Genomic DNA, 16,184 nt, shown 5'->3' on the forward strand with positions numbered 1-16,184 from the left:
TTAAATACGAAGGACGGTATCTAATTCGGTAGTCTGCCAGTGAGGCTTCATGCAGGACGAAAAAAAGAGGAAGCGAGAACTCCTCCGTTTGTTCTCAGACATCTCAGGGAAGACAAAGATCGTGGAGCCGATGAAGAAGATCCATGGCACCCTGCGTGACCGCGACGCGGTGGAGAGGGAGATCGCACTCGTCATGCGTGAGATCCTCGAGCAGGGAATTTTCAAGACGAAGCTCAAGCCGATCCAGCTCGCGAGGCTGATTTCCGCATACTACGCGGGCAAGAACGACACGGAGATCGCGAGGGAACTCGGCGACGAGAAACTCTCAAAGACCGTCGCGAGGGCAAGGGTCAGGCTGAAGCTCTTCAGGGACCTCGACTTCAAGATGCCGTTTGACCAGAAACGCCTCGAGGAACTCCTCGCGTCGGGCAAGACGATGAAGGAGATCTCCGAGGAGCTCGGCGTGAGCCCCTCGACGCTCCGGGAGTACCGCCATGTCCTCGAGCAGAGGGACGATACCACGATCGACCCGTACCTCGAGCGGATCAGGGACGTGATGGAGGACCGCGACCTCTCGGAGCAGATGACGAGGAGCGCGACGAAGGACGGCCTAGGGGAGACAATCGACATCACCGAGGCGGAGCTGATCGACGTCACGTGAGCGCGTGGCGCCGCGGACCGCAAAGTTCTTTTCTCCCGCCCCTCACCCTCCCAAGGGAACCATGCCTTTTCGCACGGAGGGAACGAAAATGGAGATCACGTGGTTTGGGCACGCGTGCGTCCTCGTCTCGGGGAGCAGGAAGGTCCTCCTCGACCCGTTCGTGCCCGGCGGGAAGATCGGTGCAGAGCCCGACGTCATCGCCCTCACCCACGGGCACGCCGACCACACGGGGTGCCTCCCGGACTTCCCCGGCGTCCCGGTCGTCGCGGTCAACGAGATTGCGAAGTTTCTCCGCTCGCGGGGGTGGGAGACGGAGCCGATGAACATCGGGGGGACGATCGAATTCCGGGGGGTCACCTTCACCATGACCCCGGCGGTCCACTCGGCGTGGCTCGAGGAGGCAGGGCCGGGGTTCACGGCGGGCGCCGCCGCGGGTTTCGTCGTGAGGATGGACGGGAAGTCCGTGTACCACGCGGGGGACACCGCGCTCTTCTCCGACATGGCACTCGTCGGGAAGCTGTACCACCCGGACGTCGCCCTCCTCCCGATAGGGGGCAGGTACACGATGGGCCCCGAGGAGGCCATGGTTGCCGCCCAGATGATCGGGGCGCCGGTCGTCGTCCCCATCCACTACGGCACGTGGCCCGCCATCGCAAAGGACCCGCGGGAATTCGCCCGCGCCCTCGAGCGCACGACGGACTGCAGGGCGGTCATCCTGCGGCCCGGGGAGAGCCTCTCCCTCTGATAGGGGGGAGCCGCCCGGGATACTTTTATATAGTCCCGGGCGAACCCTCGGTTATCCAGGGGTGACAGAAACGTGGAGCTCGACGGGAAGACGGTGATAGGGACGGGGATCATCCTCTTCATCATCGTTGTCGGTCTCTGGTACCTGTTCATCAGGTGACCGGGGGAGGGAGAGGGAACGGCGGGGAGTGCCGTTTCGCGGGGAGACCCCGGGCGTTTCCTTTTTTCGTGAAGTTGCGTGGCGGCAGCGGGAGGCAGGAAAAGGGAGGGGACTTTTTTTGATGGGAGGAGAGTCCCGCGCGGGAATTCCACGGGTGGTTGGCGGGGGACGCGGAGAGGGGGAAAAGGGAGAAAAAGGTCAGAAGTCCGTCATCACCCGGAACTGGTCGATCTCCTCCCTGTTCAGCTGCTCGAGGAAGAGGTCGGCCGCGGAGTGGACGTCCTTGCTCATGGTGATCGCTCTCCCCACGACCACGATGTCGGCCCCCGCGGCGAGCGCTTCCTTCACGTTCTCCACGCGTATCCCGCCCGCCGTCGCGACGAGGATCCGCCGTCCCGCGGCCTTCCGGATCGCGGGGATGTCGCCCCACGCGTGGGCACTGTCCTCGGCATCGATGGCGCGGTGGAGCTCGACGACGTCGGGCTTGACACCGAGTCCCCGCAGGATTGCCACGGGGTCCTGCACGTTGAGCATGTCGACGATGGAGTAGATCCCCGTCTTCCTCGCCTCCGCGATCGCCTTCTCGAGCGTGGCCCTCGGCGCGAGGCCCGAGATGACGACCGCGTCTGCCGACGCGTCGGCCGCCATCCTCGCCTCGAGGTTCCCCGTGTCGAGGACCTTGAGGTCGGCGATGACGAAGGCCGCGGGCCTGACCTTCCGGATCTCCCCGATGACCGAGAGACCGAACTTCTTGATGAGCGGCGTCCCCGCCTCGATGATGAGGTGGTCGTTCTCCGGGAGGGCGGATAGGACGGACCTCACCTTGCCCATGTCCACGATGTCGAGGGCGACCTGGAGGTACGGTGGATCCCAGAGGCGCTGGACCTTGAACCCCATGACCGCGTGGGGTGCCCTGTCCTTCTCGTAGAGGAGGGTCTTCTTGTCGGGGAAGTTCTCGAGCGCGCGCGCGACGGCGAGCTTCGTCGCCCCGTAATTGTACCGGTAGATCTTGTTGTAGTCCTGTGCTTCCGGGTCGAGGTAGACGCTCGCGAGGATGACGATCGACTCGAGGTCGGCATCGCCGAACGCGCCCTCCTCGACAGCGTCCGCGACCGCCTTCGCGACGGCAGCCTGCACGGGCCCGAACATCTCGCGGATCTGGCTCGCCTTGCGCAGCGTTACCTTCGGGATGACGAGGGTCGCCGGTTTCGCCATCAGGTTGGGCCGGATCACGGCGAGCAGGGGCGTGTGCCCTGCCGAGAGCTGGGAGAGGGCGTTTGCGAACGCCGCTCCCACGGGGCCGTCCTTGTCCCCGAGGATGAGGTCCACGTGGGCCAGCTCCGGCCCCTCCCCGACCAGTGCTTCACCGATGTGGTACATGAAACGGATCGATCTCCTCACTCACTATGTGGACCGGCACGTTAATAAATGTGCGAGGAACGGTGCGAGGAACGGCGCGAAAGACCGGGGAGACCGCACGGGGACACGCGGGGAAACGGGATGCTGCCCGCCGGTGCGGGGTGGTCCGTGAAGATCTCGCCGGGTTCGCCCGGGCAAAAGAGATGTCTCAACCGCGGGAGAATGTGGGGCCGGTGAGATTTGAACTCACGACCGACGGGTCTCTCCGACATGCGTCAGTGCTCCAACGGATCATCACCAATCCAATCAGGAGACCCATTGTTCATCATCCGCACGACGCGAACTACCGCTGGAGCCCGTCGCCATACCGGACTAGGCCACGACCCCTTGGATGTATTAGGTCACATCGCGCGGATTTAAGGATTATGCTGTGGCCACGGCCGGTGCGATTCCGGTGGGGCTATATGAATGCAGCGCGAACAGGTTCTGGATGGTTGCAGCCAGTTACGACTGCGGAGTCTCGGACAAGCCCCTCCTCGGGCTCACGATAGGCGAGATGCTCACCCTCGTCGCGCAGGAGTACCCCCACAACGAGGCGCTGGTCTCGGTGCACCAAGGTGTCCGGTACACCTACAGGGAGTTCCTCCGGAAGGTGGAGGAGTTCGGGAAGGGCCTGATGGCGATAGGAGTCGAGAAGGGCGACCGCGTCGGGATATGGGCCATGAACCACGCCGAGTGGGTCGTGACCCAGTTTGCGACCGCGAAGATCGGGGCGATCATGGTCAACATCAACCCGGCCTACCGCCCCTACGAGCTCGACTACGTGCTGCGGCAGGCAGAGATCCAGACGCTCATCGTGCAGGGGAGGTTCAAGACATCGGACTACGTGGGCATGCTCCTCGAGACGTGCCCGGAGGTCGCCACCTCTCGGCCCGGTCACCTGAACACCGAGAGGTTCCCGTTCCTCAAGAACGTCATCTTCATGGGGAGCGAGGCTCCCCCCGGGATGTTCTCGTGGGACGAGATCGTGAGGGGGGGACACGACGTGACGCGGGACGAGCTCCTCGCGCGGGAGGACTCCCTCTCCTTCGACGACGCGATCAACATCCAGTACACGAGCGGGACGACGGGGTTCCCTAAGGGTGTCGTCCTCTCCCACCACGGGATCCTGAACAACGGGAACATCATCGCCGACGGGATGAACTTCACGGAGAAGGACAGGCTCTGCATCCCCGTCCCGTTCTACCACTGCTTCGGGATGGTCCTCTCGAACCTCGCCTGCGTGACGCACGGCGCGACCATGGTCATCCCCTCGCCGGTGTTCAACGCGGGCGACGTCCTCGCGACCGTCGAGAAGGAGAGGTGCACCGCCCTCCACGGCGTCCCGACGATGTTCATCGCGGAGCTCTCCCACCCGGACTTCCCGAGCTACTCGATGGAGACGCTCCGCACGGGGATCATGGCGGGCTCCCCGTGCCCCATCGAGGTGATGAAAGAGGTGAACCGGAAGATGAACATGTCCGAGATAGTCATCGTCTACGGCCAGACCGAGACATCGCCGGGGATCACCATGACGACGACGAGGGACCCGCTGGAGCGGCGCGTCTCGACGGTGGGGAAGGTCTTCCCCCACACGGAGCTGAAGATCGTCGACCCGAAGACCGGGAAGATCGTGCCGCGCGGCGAGGTCGGCGAGATATGCGCCCGCGGGTATTGCGTCATGAAGTGCTACTACAACAACCCGAGCGCGACGCACGCGGTGCTCGACGAGAACGGCTGGATCCACACGGGGGACCTCGGGACGATCGACGCGGAGGGGTACGTGAAGATCGTCGGGCGCTTAAAAGACATGGTCATCCGGGGCGGCGAGAACATCTACCCCCGCGAGATAGAGGAGTTCCTCCACAACCACCCGAAGATTGCGGACGTGTACGTGATCGGGGTCCCCGACGAGAAGTACGGCGAGGAGCTGATGGCGTGGGTCATGGTCAGGGAGGGGGAGACGATGACCGAGGAGGAGGTCCGCGAGTTCTGCAGGGGCAAGATCGCGCACTACAAGATCCCCCGGTACGTGAAGTTCGTGACCGAGTTCCCGATGAGCGTCACCGGGAAGGTCCAGAAGTTCAGGATGAGGGAGATCGCGATAAAGGAGCTCGGCCTCGAGGCAGTCGCGAAGATAGAGACGGCGTGAGAACGCCCCCCGAAACGACGTTCCCCCCTTTTCCCGCAATCCCCCCGCGAATCGCGGGCGGGTAGCCTGCCTATCCCTTTTCCCCTCTCGCCCTCGTAACGAGCCTCTTTGCAGCCTTCGATGCCCCCCGGAGTACCTCCTCCTCGCCCGGCACGATCCCTTCGTGCATGAGGACGCTCCCGCGGCAGATCGTGGTCCGCACGACGCTCCCCGTGCAGGAGTACACGATGTTCGAGGCGATGCTGTGCGCGGGGGTGTTGCAGACGGCACGCGGGTCCACGAGGATGATGTCCCCCGGCTCCCCCGGCGCGATCCTCCCGTTCCCGAACCCGAGCGCCCGGGCACCCGCGGATGTCGCCATCGCGAGCGCCTCCCCGGCGGAGAGGAGCGTCGGGGAGTTCCACGCGAACTTCTGGAGGAGTGCTGCGACCTTCACGTCCGCGAGGAGGTCGAGGCTGTTGTTCGAGGCGCACCCGTCGGTCCCGAGGGTGACCGAGGCCCCCGCCTCCGCGAGCCAGTGGAAGGGCATCGCGCGCCCCGTCGCGAGCTTCATGTTGCTCACCGGGCAGTGGGAGACGTGGACCCCCCGGCGGGCGAAGAGGGCGCACTCGTCGCGGTCGAGCCAGCAGCAGTGCGCGGCGACCGTCCGGGGGGTGAGGATGCCGCACTCGTCGAGGATCGCGACGGGGCGCCTGCCGTAAAGCGCGACCGCGTCTTTGACCTCCTTTTCCGTCTCGCAGACGTGGACGTGGATCCCGATCCCCTCCGTGCGCGCGTACTCCGCGCACCAGCGGAGCCCTTCCCGCGAGACCGTGTACACGGCGTGGGGGCCCACGGCGGCCCTGATCCGCGGATTCCGGAGGTCCTTCACGAATTTCACGAACTTCTCCGTGTTCTTGATCTCTGCCTCGCGCTTCTCTTCAGAGGAGAGGTCGATGAAGCCGTACGCGAGGACCGCGCACATCCCCGTCTCCGCGACGGCCCTCGCCGCGTCCTCCATGAAGAAGTACATGTCGTTGAACGCGACGGTCCCGGAACGGACCATCTCGAGGCATGCCAGCTTCGTCCCCCAGTAGACGTCCTCCCCGGTGAGGTGTGCCTCGATGGGCCAGATCTTCTCGGAGAGCCACTTGTCGAGCGGCATGTCCTCGGCGTAGCCCCGCAGGAGCGACATTGCCGCGTGCGTGTGGGTGTTGACGAGGGCGGGGAGGGCAAACGCCCCGTGCCCCTCGATCACGCGGTCCGCGTCGCGCCGGGCAGCGCGGCCAATTCCTGCCCCTACAGACGCGATCGTCCCGTCCCCTTCGATGAAGATGTCGACCCTCTCCCCCCCGATCCTCACGTCCCCGACGAGGAGGGACCCCCTCCCGAATACCCCGGTATCCAAGAGCTCCCCTCCCTTCACGACAGTCCCCCGATGATCCTCGCGAGGATCTCCCCGTTCCGCTCCGCGTACGCGGCCGAGGACTCGAGCAGTTTCTCGTACGTGAACGTCTCGTCCGAGATGCCGTTTGCGTAGTTGTCCACGGTGCACAGGGCCGCGACGTCGATCCCGAGCTCCGCGGCGAGGGTCGCCTCGGACGCAACCGTCATCCCCACGATGTCTCCCACCGCGGAGAGCGCCTTCACCTCGGCGACCGTCTCTATCCTCGGCCCCGGCGTCTGGACGTATGTCCCCCCGAACCGCGCCTCGGGGACGATCCCGCGCAGGCGCGCGAGGAGCCCTCGGGAGAACCCGGGCGTGACGTGGCGGATCGCGTGGTCGTGGATGGACGGCACACCGGAAAACGAGAAGTAGTCGGTCGGGATGACGAGGGAACCCGGCGGGATCTCCCTCTTCAGCGAGCCCGATGACCCGATCAGGACGAGGCGGTCCACGCCGAGCAGGGCGAGCGCGGCAAGGTGCGCGCGGTGGTTGATCCTGTGGGGGGGAACGGACCCCTGGTGCCGGAGGAGGATCGCGATCTCCCCTGTCATCACCGTGCAGTTCCCGTAGGGGGTGTGAACGACCCTCTCCTCGAGGCGGGGGACCCGCGCGTAGAGGAGGCTCGTCCCCCCGATGATTCCCAGCATCAGTCTCCCTCCATTTCCCGAGCACCCCGCGGGTGGCAGGACATGTACCTTTCGGGAGGGACCCTGTTCTCGTTTTCGGTTCGCGCGACCGCGGGGCCGCGGGGCAGGGCGACCATCCACGGGAAAGAAGAATCATTTTTTAGGCAGCGCAGCGTACACCATAAGGTACGGGCCGATAGATCAGCGGAAGATCGCTTCCTTGGCATGGAAGAGGCCGCGGGTTCAATTCCCGCTCGGTCCATGGAATTCCCCGGGGAAAAACCGCATCATTTTATCTCCCATCAGGATTCTCTTCTTGTGATCTCACTTGGCCATCAAGGAGTGGATAATTCCCCAGGACGAGGCCTTCTTCTCCCAGTTCGAGAGGCTCGCTGCCGTTGCCGTGCGCGCTTCCGACAGTCTCGTCGACCTCGTCAGCGATTTCTCTGACGTGAGGGAGAAGGTGCGCAGGATCGAGGAGCTCGAACACGAGGGCGACAGGATCACCCACGAGATCTACGAGCAGCTCAACCAGACGTTCATCACGCCCCTCGAGCCCGAGGAGATCTCGCGCCTCGCGTCGGCGCTGGACGACATCCTCGACTACATCAAGAGCACCGCGACGCGGATGTACCACTACCGCATCAAGGAGACCGATTCCCACATGGTCGAGCTCGCGAGGCTGATCCAGCTCTCGGTCGTCGAGCTCGAGGTGGCAATAAAGGGGATCCGGGCCCTGCGGAACCCGCGCCAGATCGAGGAGAGGTGCATCGAGGTGAACCGGCTCGAGAACCTCGCCGACGACGCACTCCACGCGGCGTACGACGATCTCTTCCAGACGGATGACCCCATCGCCATCATCAAGCGCAAGGACATCTACGAGTACCTGGAGATCGCGACCGACAAGTGCGAGGACGTCGCAAACGTCATCTCCGACATCGCGATCCGCCATTCCTGACGTATTTTTATGGATCTCCTCCTCCTCGCCGGCATCTCCCTTGCCCTCCTCTTCAACTTCACGAACGGCCTGAACGATGCGGCGAACTCGATCGCGACGGTCGTCGCGACGCGCGTGCTGTCGCCGCTCAAGGCTGTCGCGATGGCCGCGTTCTTCAACATGGTCGGCCCGTTCGTCTTCACGACCGTCGTCGCGAAGACCATCGGCAAGGGGATCATCGACCCGGGTTTCCTCACCCCGTGGGTGATCGTCTGCGGCCTCTGCTCGGCGGTCCTGTGGGTGACCCTCTCCTCGTACGCGGGGATCCCCATCTCGGCGAGCCACGCGCTCGTCGGGGGGCTCATCGGCTCGGCCATCGCGTGGGGCGGGCCCGGCGCGGTCCTCTGGCCGTCAACCGATCTCCTCGTCCGGTCCGGGATCGCCATCTTCGCGGGCGGTGTCGCGGGGGCGTTCGTCCTCTCGGCGCTCGCGAAGAGGAAGAACCAGGTCTCGAAGAAGGTCGAGTACGCGGGACTCGGTTTCCTGTACGGGGCGGCACTCGTCCTCCCGCCCGCGATCGTCTCCGGTCTCCTCCCGCTCAAGGGGATCCTCGCGATCGTCATCTTCATCGTGGTCTCGCCGGTCCTCGGCCTCGTCGCCGCGTACATGATCGGGATGGTGGTCCTGCGCCTCTTCCGCAACGCGTCCCTGCGCCGGATGAACCCCTTGTTCTCGAGGCTGCAGCTCTTCTCGGCAGCCTTCTACAGTCTCGGCCACGGGAGCAACGACGCCCAGAACGCGATGGGGGTGATCACCGCCCTCCTCTTTGCGGCCGGAGTCCTCGACGAGTTCGTGGTTCCCACGTGGGTCATCGTCGTCTCGGGACTCGCGATCGCTCTCGGGACGCTTCTTGGGGGGTGGCGCGTGGTCGAGACGATGGGAAAGAGAATCACGAAGCTCCGCCCGTACCAGGGTTTCTGCGCGGAGACGGGGGGTGGCGTCGTCCTCTCCTTCGTGACCGCGTTTGGTGTCCCGGTCTCGACGACGCACGCGATCAGCGGGGCGATCATGGGCATCGGCGCGACGAGGGGCTACTCGGCGGTCCAGTGGGGTATCGTGAGGAGGATAGTGGCGGCGTGGGTCCTCACGATCCCCCTCACCGCCGCGTGCGCGTTCTTCTCATTCGTCGCCCTGGACCTCGCGGGACTCCTTTGAAGCCTCCCCCGTCCCCGCGGTCCCCCGCGAGGGGCAGAGGTGCCCGAGGGGGCACGTCGCGCAGGAGGGATTCCGCGCGGTGCAGACCGCCCTCCCGTGCCGGATGAGGAGGTAGTTGAGGTTTCCCCACGTGTCCCTCGGGAAGAGCGCCATAAGGTCCCGCTCGATTCCCGCGGGGTCGCGCCTGCGCGTGAAACCGAGGCGGCGGGAGAGGCGGGCCACGTGGGTATCGACCGCGACACCCTCGTGCACCCCGAACGCGTGGTCGAGCACGATGTTTGCGGTCTTCCTGCCCACGCCCGGGAGCGAGAGGAGGTCGTCCATCGTCCGCGGGACCTCTCCCCCGAACCTCCCGACGAGCGCGCGCGCGGTCCCTATAAGGCGCCGGGCCTTCTCGCGGTAGAAACCGAGGGGGCGGATGATCTCCTCGAGCTCGCGCGGGTCTGCCGCGGCGAGGTCCGCGGGCCGCGGGTACCTCGAAAAGAGCCGATCCTTTATCGCATTGACGCTCCTGTCCGTCGTCCGCGCGGAGAGGATCGTCATGACGAGGATCTGGTACGGGTTATCGAAGGAGAGAAAAGTCCGCGGGGATCCCGGTTCCATGTAGAGGCGCTCGAGGATCCCGTAGATCCTGCGCGCGTGCTCCCTGTCCATTGCCGGCAATGGGGTAGGGCAGATTCGAACTGCCGTCAAAGCGTCCCAAACGCTCTAGGATGGACCAGGCTACCCTACTACCCCGGGAGATCAGAATTCTGTTCCCCGCCGGCAAATACGTTATGGTTGGGAATCGGGGAGCAGGGGGAGCGGATTCTCGCCGGGGGCGCACACGAGTGTCCCCGCCGTCTTTCTCCCGGCGAGGACGTCCAGCAGGAGGCCGGGAACCCTCCCGTCGAGGACGAGGAGCGGGATACGGCTCCTGCTGATGACTTTCGCGGCGACGATGTCGATCACGGTGTGCGACCCGGCCTCGAGACCGGCCTTCCCCACGATCGCGAGGAGCCCCGGGAAGTCAAGGCGGTCGAACCGGCGGGCGGAGGGGTCGGACTCCGGGTCCGCCGAGTAGATGCCGTCGACCGAGGTGAGGTTGACGAGGAGGTCGGCCCGCGAGATCTCCGCGAGGACCGCCGCGACAGCATCCGTCGTCTGGCCGGGGGTCACGCCGCCCATCAGGACGACCTTCCCCCTCCCCATCGAGGCCGCGGCCTCGCCCGGCGATCCGGCGACGGTGTAGTGCGCCGCGTCCCCGAGTGCCGCGCGGAGCATCGTCGCGTTCAGCCGCGTGACGAGGATCCCGACCTCGTCGCACGAGGCCTCGTCCGCGCCGCACTCCCGCGCGACCCTGATGTAGCGGCGCGCCTCGCCCCCGCCGCCGACGACGACGGCGATGTCTGCCCGCGCGCAGAGCTGCCTGAGGACGGAGGCGTAGGGGGCGAGGGCGTGGGATTCGAGCGTGGGGAAAAGGACGGATCCCCCGAGCGAGAGGACGATGCGGGCCATAGTCACCCATTCATTGCACCATGCCCCACATATAGATGTTGAAGGCGATGGAACGCTGTCCGGCCTGCGGGAGCAGGGATATCTTCCTCCTCGCCGGGGGATGCCTCGGCCAGGTCTACGCGTGCAAGGAATGCGGGTACCGCGGGTCGCTCGTGGTCGCGTGCGAGGAGGACGACGGGGAGGAAGGTCACTAGGTTTATCTCCGGGGACCGGCGAAAGTGAGACTACAATGAGAGAGATGCACAGGGCACTCCAGTGGGCGCCGGAGGGCGGGGAGGGTGCGGTGCGGTGTTCCCTGTGCGCCCACCGGTGCCTGATCCGGCCGGGGAAGGAGGGAATATGCGGGGTCCGCCACAACCGCGGGGGGGAGCTCTTTGCCCTCACCTACGGGCGGGTGAGCGCGGAGGCCGTCGACCCCGTCGAGAAGAAACCCCTGTACCACTTCCTCCCCGGGACGCTCTCCTACTCCCTCGGGAGCGTGGGGTGCAACTTCCACTGCGCGCACTGCCAGAACTGGCACATCTCGAGGGCGGGCACGGACATGCCGGGACTCCGCGACCTCCCGCCGGAGGTGGGCGTCGCGCGGGCGAAGCAGGCGGGGTGCGCGAGCATCTCGTGGACCTACAACGAGCCCACGATCTGGCACGAGTACGCGCTCGACATGGGGAGGCTCGCGCGAAAGGAAGGGCTCGCGACGATCTACGTGACGAACGGGTACATCACGGAGGAGGCACTCAGGGAACTCGCGCCCGTGCTCCAGGCGTTCCGCGTGGACATCAAGGCGTTCTCCGAGGATTTTTACAGGAAGGTCTGCGGCGCCCGCCTCCAGCCCGTCCTCGACGCGGCGGTCCTCGCCCGCGAACTGGGGATGCACGTCGAGGTCGTGACGCTCGTGATACCCGGGAAGAACGACAGCCGCGAGGAGATGGGCGCACTCGTCCGGTGGATCCGCGACAACCTCGGGGCCGAGACACCGGTCCACTTCACGCGCTTCCACCCCGACTACAGGATGCGCGACGTGGGCGCGACGCCCGTCCAGACCCTCGAGCGAATCTACCGGCAGGCGCGGGAGGAAGGGCTGAAGTTCCCGTACCTCGGCAACGTCTCGCCCCACCCGTGGGAGAGCACGTACTGCCCTGCCTGCGGAGCGCTGTGCATCGAGAGGTACGGGTACGCGGTCTCGTTCCGGAACATCTCGGGGAACGCGTGCAGCAAGTGCGGGGAACCGATCCCCTATGTCAGGGCGAAAGGCTAGGGGAGAGAAGGCCCCCCGGTTCCTCGCGGACCGGATGCTCGGGACGCTCTGCCGGTACCTGCGGTTCATGGGGTACGACACGGTGAGCGCGACGGAGATGGGCGAGGGAAACACCCGCGAGGACACGATCCTCCTCGCCCGCGCCCGCGCCGAGGGGAGGATCCTCCTCACCATGGACCGCGAGCTTGCCCGCCGGGGGGGACCCGATGCATTCCTCGTCGAGGAGAGGGAGGTCATGGACCAGGTCCGGGCACTCGCCCGCGCCGGCCTCGTCGTGCCGGAGGCGAGGTTCACCCGGTGTTCGCTCTGCAACACGCCGCTCCGGCCCGCGCGCCCGTCAGAGGTGGCGCGGGCAGACTACGCGCCGGCGAGGGAGAGCGGGCGGACGTTCTACTGGTGCCCCCGGTGCAGGAAACTCTACTGGGACGGGACCCACGGGAAGAATCTCGAAAAGAGGTTCAGGGAGGTATTCCCCCCGGGCAGGGGGGAAGTCACGCGGCGGGAACCCTCGCCCTCTCCCGGGAACGGCGCCTGAGCCAGACGAGGGTCTCGCCCTCGTACCCGAAGCTCCTCATGGGGATGAGCTCGACGTCTCCCGGGAGATCCGCCGCGTCTGCGCCCTGCGGGGCCATGACGACGAGCCGCGGGGTGGGTACACCGCCGATGGGCGATCCCGCGGCGATCTCCCGGAGCGTTCTTGCGGACTCCCCGGTGACCTTCCTCCCGAACGTGACGAGGACGTGTGCCCCCTCCGTCCTCCCGAGGATCCTCCGCGAGACGACGAACGCCGCCCCTTCGGGGGTCCGGGGGAGACTCTTTACCTGCCAGCCGTCGACGGCCGGGAAGAGCCGCTTGAGTTCCCGGCGGACGAATTCGTGCATGATGTCTTCGTTGGTTCCCATTCTCTCTCACCGCTGTGGAGAGGTAGACACTGGCACGGTAAAACCGTTTTGCATCCGCGGACCGGGGGCTCCACCCGGGCAAGCGGCCCCCGGTTCTCTTTCGCGCCCCCATGGAAAGGTATTTGATGCCATTTCCCGATAGATCGAGTGGAAAACCACGGAAAAATGGTCTTTTACGTCCCATGATCGTGATCGGCATCGACCCGGGGCTCGCGACTGTCGGGTACGGTATCCTCTCCTCCGACGGGAGGGCCGTGAGTCCCCTCGCGTACGCGTGCATAAGGACCTCCCCATGCCCCGGCGGGACGCCGGAGCGCCTCGAGCGCATCTTCGACGGGGTCTCCCGCCTCCTCGAGGAGTACTCCCCGGAGTGGATGGCGGTGGAGACCCTCTTCTTCTCGCGCAACGTGACGTCCGCGCTCGGCGTCGCGGAGGTCCGCGGCGTCATCATGCTCGCCGCACGCAAGCAGGGCGTCCCGGTCGCCGAGTACACGCCCAACCAGGTGAAGCAGGCGATCACAGGCTCGGCGAGGGCGGACAAGCGCCAGATGCAGGAGATGATCGCGCGGCTCCTCTCCCTCCCCGCGATCCCGCGGCCCGACGACGTCGCGGACGGGCTCTCCGTCGCCCTCTGCCACATCCACACCGCGAGGGGATACCCGGGATGATCGCGCGGCTCCGCGGGAGGATCGTGGGACGGGAGGAAGGGGCGGTGATCGTCGAGGCAGGGGGTATCGGGTACCAGGTCTTCATGCCGCGCCCGCTCCTCGAGAGGCTCGCGGGGGCGGAGGGGGAGGTGGTCCTGCACACCCACCTCGCCGTGAGGGAGGACGGGATCGCGCTCTACGGGTTCCTCACGCCGGCAGAGCGCGAGATGTTCCGGATGCTCATCTCTGTCACGCGCGTCGGTCCTGTGCTCGCCTGCTCCATCCTCTCGCAGGTATCCGTGCCGGAACTCGCGGCCGCGGTCATCGGCGGGGACGAGAAGGCGCTCACGAGGATTTCCGGGGTGGGGAAGAGGAACGCCGGCAGGATCATCCTCGAGCTGCGCGACACCATGAAGAAGAGGGCAGACCTCCTCTCGGGGGAGGTCCGCGTGGTCCCGGAGGACCCCGTGCGGAGGGACGCCGAGGCCGCGCTCATCGCGCTCGGGTTCTCCTCCCGCGAGGCGGGCGACGCCGTGGAGCGCGTGGCCCGCGGGATGACGAGCCCGTCGGTGCAGGACGTGGTGCGGGCTGCACTCAGGGTCCTGCGGGAGGGGTGAGAGGGTGCCGGATACCGGGGTGACCGGACTTCCCCGCGGGGGAGGGGAAGACCTCGACGAGGCGGCCATCAGGCCCGAGAGGTTCGAGGACTTCGTGGGGCAGGATGTCCTCAAGGAGACGCTGCGCATTGCCATCGAGGCCGCGCGGGCGAGGGGCGAGCCGCTCGACCACACGCTTTTTTCCGGCCCGCCGGGCCTCGGGAAGACGACGCTTGCCCACATCATCGCGAGGGAGATGGGGACGAACCTCCACTGCACGAGCGGCCCGGTCCTCGAGAAGCCCGGGGACCTCGCCGCGATTCTCACGCTCCTCAAGAGGGGTGACGTCCTCTTCATCGACGAGATCCACAGGCTGCACGCGGTCATCGAGGAGATCCTCTACCCCGCGATGGAGGACTACTGCATCGACGTGATGATAGGCGAGGGGCCGAGCGCGCGGTCCATCCGGATCACGCTCGAGCCCTTCACCCTCGTCGGGGCGACGACGAGGGTCGGCCTCCTCGGCTCACCCTTCAGGGACAGGTTCGGCATCGTCGTCCGCTTAAACCTCTACAGCACGGCCGAACTGACCCGCATCGTCACGAGGAGCGCGGGGATCATGAAGATCCCCATCCTCCCCGAGGGGGCGGAAGAGATCGCGAGGAGGAGCAGGGGAACACCGAGGATCGCAAACAGGCTCCTCCGGAGGGTCGCGGATTTCGCGCTCGTGCGGGGCGAGGGCATCATCACGAGGGAGATCGCGGACCAGGCACTCGGGATGCTCGGCATCGACAAGCTCGGGCTCGACGAGGTCGACAGGCGGATCCTCCACGCGATCGTCCACCAGTTCGGCGGAGGCCCCGTGGGCCTGAAAACGATCGCCATCGCGGTCGGCGAGGACATCCGCACGATCGAGGACGTCCACGAGCCCTACCTCATCCAGGCGGGGCTTATCAAGAGGACCCCGAAGGGGAGGGAGGCGACGCCGGCCGCAATGGGCCACGTCTCGCGCACGTGGTGGTGAACGGCGGAGAGAGCCGCGTTCCCGGGGAATATATAAATACCTTGAGGATTCATCGGAATTTATACCATTCTCCCCGCGATCCGGGGGAGTCCCGCCCGCGGGGCGGGCGGATCGCGCGAGGGGATGGGGGTGTGGAGATGCGCGCGTCGTGGAGGTGTGGCGGTCCCGTGCGACCGCACGGGCTCGCAGTGCTCTTTCTCTTCCTGCTCCCGGTCCTCTGGGTACCGGCGGGGGCACTCGTGGTGTACGCGACCGACTGCACGATTCCTTCGCCCGGGGAATCGGGGGAGTGCTCCATCATCGCGGACGAGCTCCTCGCGGGGCTCTCGGAGTACGAGGTCACCGCATGGATCGCCGACCCGCGCGTCGGCACGATCACGGCCCTCCGGTTCCCCCCGTTCGCCCGGCTCAACAGCAGGAGCAAGGTTCCCGCGGGGTCCGTGACGTTCAAGGGTGCGGACACGAGCAACCAGGTCCGACCCGGGCACCGGGACGTCCTCCTCGCGACCCTGAAGGTCAGGGGGAGCACGGCGGGGACGACCGAGCTCGCCGTGACGGTCCTTTCCCTGAAGGACGAGGGTGGGACTCCGCTCCAAGTGACGGGGAGGAACGGGAGGCTCGTCGTGCGGGCTCCCCCCGGGGACGCACCTGACCCCGTCGCTTCCGCGAGTAATACCCTCGTCCCTGAGGACCTCGCGGTCCACGCGGACCTGTCCGGGGAGGTGCAGGGTGCATGCGGGAACGACCCGGGACAGGTGGCCACCCCTGTCACCGCGCAGCCGACAACCTCGCCTCCGCCCTCCCCCGCCCCGACGGCTGGACCGGGTCAAGCGCTCTCCCCCGTCCTCGTCCCTCCCGCCGCGCCAGTTCCGGACGCCGAGGAGACACCGCCTCCCACCCCGACACCGGACGTCGCGGTGACACAGTCTCCTGCTCCGACTCCG

Annotated in this window: 18 protein-coding genes and 3 tRNA genes; 13 read left to right on the forward strand and 8 right to left on the reverse strand. The window is 66.4% G+C overall.

Translation table 11 applies throughout. From position 1 onward, the window contains the following. Window positions 1–49 precede the first annotated feature (49 nt). Both QFX32_07675 and QFX32_07680 read left to right on the forward strand, forming a co-directional pair. Window positions 50–661: a response regulator receiver protein gene (locus QFX32_07675; protein MDI9633915.1), complete on the forward strand. Its 612-nt coding sequence runs from the start codon at window positions 50–52 to the stop codon at window positions 659–661. Window positions 662–749: 88 nt separating this feature from the next. Beyond that, complete coding sequence (locus QFX32_07680; protein MDI9633916.1) at window positions 750–1,406, forward strand: metal-dependent hydrolase; 657 nt, start codon at window positions 750–752, stop codon at window positions 1,404–1,406. A 357-nt stretch (window positions 1,407–1,763) separates the two neighbouring features. Here QFX32_07680 and QFX32_07685 read toward each other — a convergent pair whose 3' ends face one another. Then, window positions 1,764–2,945, reverse strand: a complete 1,182-nt coding sequence (locus QFX32_07685; GenBank protein ID MDI9633917.1) for a bifunctional 5,6,7,8-tetrahydromethanopterin hydro-lyase/3-hexulose-6-phosphate synthase — start codon at window positions 2,943–2,945, stop codon at window positions 1,764–1,766. A 204-nt stretch (window positions 2,946–3,149) separates the two neighbouring features. Next, a tRNA-Trp gene (locus QFX32_07690) sits at window positions 3,150–3,311 on the reverse strand. Window positions 3,312–3,414: 103 nt separating this feature from the next. Between QFX32_07690 and QFX32_07695 the strand changes: the two genes are divergently transcribed. Beyond that, window positions 3,415–5,115, forward strand: a complete 1,701-nt coding sequence (locus QFX32_07695) for an AMP-binding protein (protein MDI9633918.1) — start codon at window positions 3,415–3,417, stop codon at window positions 5,113–5,115. A 70-nt stretch (window positions 5,116–5,185) separates the two neighbouring features. On the opposite strand, the gene QFX32_07700 is transcribed toward QFX32_07695, so the two are convergent. Further along, window positions 5,186–6,520, reverse strand: coding sequence for an amidohydrolase (locus QFX32_07700; protein MDI9633919.1), 1,335 nt, complete (start codon window positions 6,518–6,520; stop codon window positions 5,186–5,188). Next, entirely contained in the window at window positions 6,517–7,188 is a 672-nt protein-coding gene (locus QFX32_07705) for an MTAP family purine nucleoside phosphorylase (GenBank protein MDI9633920.1), read from the reverse strand. The genes QFX32_07700 and QFX32_07705 overlap by 4 nt, the downstream gene beginning before the upstream one ends. 169 nt (window positions 7,189–7,357) lie before the next feature. Between QFX32_07705 and QFX32_07710 the strand changes: the two genes are divergently transcribed. From QFX32_07710 to QFX32_07720, 3 genes are all read left to right on the forward strand, one after another. Next, window positions 7,358–7,429 (forward strand) — tRNA-Ala (locus tag QFX32_07710). Between the two features lie 66 nt (window positions 7,430–7,495). Continuing rightward, window positions 7,496–8,125, forward strand: a complete 630-nt coding sequence (locus QFX32_07715; GenBank protein ID MDI9633921.1) for a DUF47 family protein — start codon at window positions 7,496–7,498, stop codon at window positions 8,123–8,125. Window positions 8,126–8,134: 9 nt separating this feature from the next. Next, window positions 8,135–9,319: an inorganic phosphate transporter gene (locus QFX32_07720; protein MDI9633922.1), complete on the forward strand. Its 1,185-nt coding sequence runs from the start codon at window positions 8,135–8,137 to the stop codon at window positions 9,317–9,319. Here QFX32_07720 and nth read toward each other — a convergent pair. From nth to pyrH, 3 genes are all read right to left on the reverse strand, one after another. Then, on the reverse strand, window positions 9,284–9,973 hold the full coding sequence (gene nth / locus QFX32_07725) for an endonuclease III (protein MDI9633923.1): 690 nt from the start codon (window positions 9,971–9,973) through the stop codon (window positions 9,284–9,286). The two genes, QFX32_07720 and nth, sit on opposite strands and share 36 nt — an antisense overlap. Before the next feature lie 9 nt (window positions 9,974–9,982). Then, window positions 9,983–10,057: transfer RNA gene (locus tag QFX32_07730), tRNA-Pro, on the reverse strand. A gap of 36 nt (window positions 10,058–10,093) precedes the next feature. Next, entirely contained in the window at window positions 10,094–10,816 is a 723-nt protein-coding gene (gene pyrH, locus QFX32_07735; GenBank protein MDI9633924.1) for a UMP kinase, read from the reverse strand. Between the two features lie 35 nt (window positions 10,817–10,851). Here pyrH and QFX32_07740 point away from each other — a divergent pair, with 35 nt between their 5' ends. The 3 genes from QFX32_07740 to QFX32_07750 are packed head-to-tail and all read left to right on the forward strand — an operon-like array spanning window position 10,852 to window position 12,606. Then, window positions 10,852–11,010 carry a hypothetical protein gene (locus QFX32_07740; GenBank protein ID MDI9633925.1) on the forward strand — a complete coding sequence of 53 codons (159 nt, stop codon included), beginning with the start codon at window positions 10,852–10,854 and terminating at the stop codon, window positions 11,008–11,010. A gap of 44 nt (window positions 11,011–11,054) precedes the next feature. Beyond that, complete coding sequence (amrS, locus tag QFX32_07745; GenBank protein MDI9633926.1) at window positions 11,055–12,071, forward strand: AmmeMemoRadiSam system radical SAM enzyme; 1,017 nt, start codon at window positions 11,055–11,057, stop codon at window positions 12,069–12,071. Next, complete coding sequence (locus tag QFX32_07750) at window positions 12,052–12,606, forward strand: Mut7-C RNAse domain-containing protein (GenBank protein MDI9633927.1); 555 nt, start codon at window positions 12,052–12,054, stop codon at window positions 12,604–12,606. The genes amrS and QFX32_07750 overlap by 20 nt, the downstream gene beginning before the upstream one ends. Here the strand turns inward: QFX32_07750 and QFX32_07755 are convergent. Continuing rightward, entirely contained in the window at window positions 12,563–12,973 is a 411-nt protein-coding gene (locus tag QFX32_07755; GenBank protein ID MDI9633928.1) for a hypothetical protein, read from the reverse strand. The genes QFX32_07750 and QFX32_07755 overlap by 44 nt on opposite strands. Window positions 12,974–13,155: 182 nt before the next feature. On the opposite strand from QFX32_07755, the gene ruvC reads away from it, so the two are divergent. The 4 genes from ruvC to QFX32_07775 form a co-directional block, all read left to right on the forward strand. Further along, entirely contained in the window at window positions 13,156–13,641 is a 486-nt protein-coding gene (gene ruvC / locus QFX32_07760; GenBank protein MDI9633929.1) for a crossover junction endodeoxyribonuclease RuvC, read from the forward strand. Next, window positions 13,638–14,237: a Holliday junction branch migration protein RuvA gene (gene ruvA, locus QFX32_07765; GenBank protein ID MDI9633930.1), complete on the forward strand. Its 600-nt coding sequence runs from the start codon at window positions 13,638–13,640 to the stop codon at window positions 14,235–14,237. The genes ruvC and ruvA overlap by 4 nt, the downstream gene beginning before the upstream one ends. A gap of 4 nt (window positions 14,238–14,241) precedes the next feature. Further along, a complete protein-coding gene (gene ruvB / locus QFX32_07770) occupies window positions 14,242–15,240 on the forward strand; it encodes a Holliday junction branch migration DNA helicase RuvB (protein MDI9633931.1) in 999 nt (332 codons plus the stop codon). A gap of 137 nt (window positions 15,241–15,377) precedes the next feature. Then, window positions 15,378–16,184 (forward strand): hypothetical protein (locus tag QFX32_07775; protein MDI9633932.1); only part of this gene is annotated, 807 nt, incomplete at its 3' end.

The sequence above is a fragment of the Methanolinea sp. genome (assembly GCA_030055515.1).
Lineage (GTDB): Archaea > Halobacteriota > Methanomicrobia > Methanomicrobiales > Methanospirillaceae > Methanolinea_A.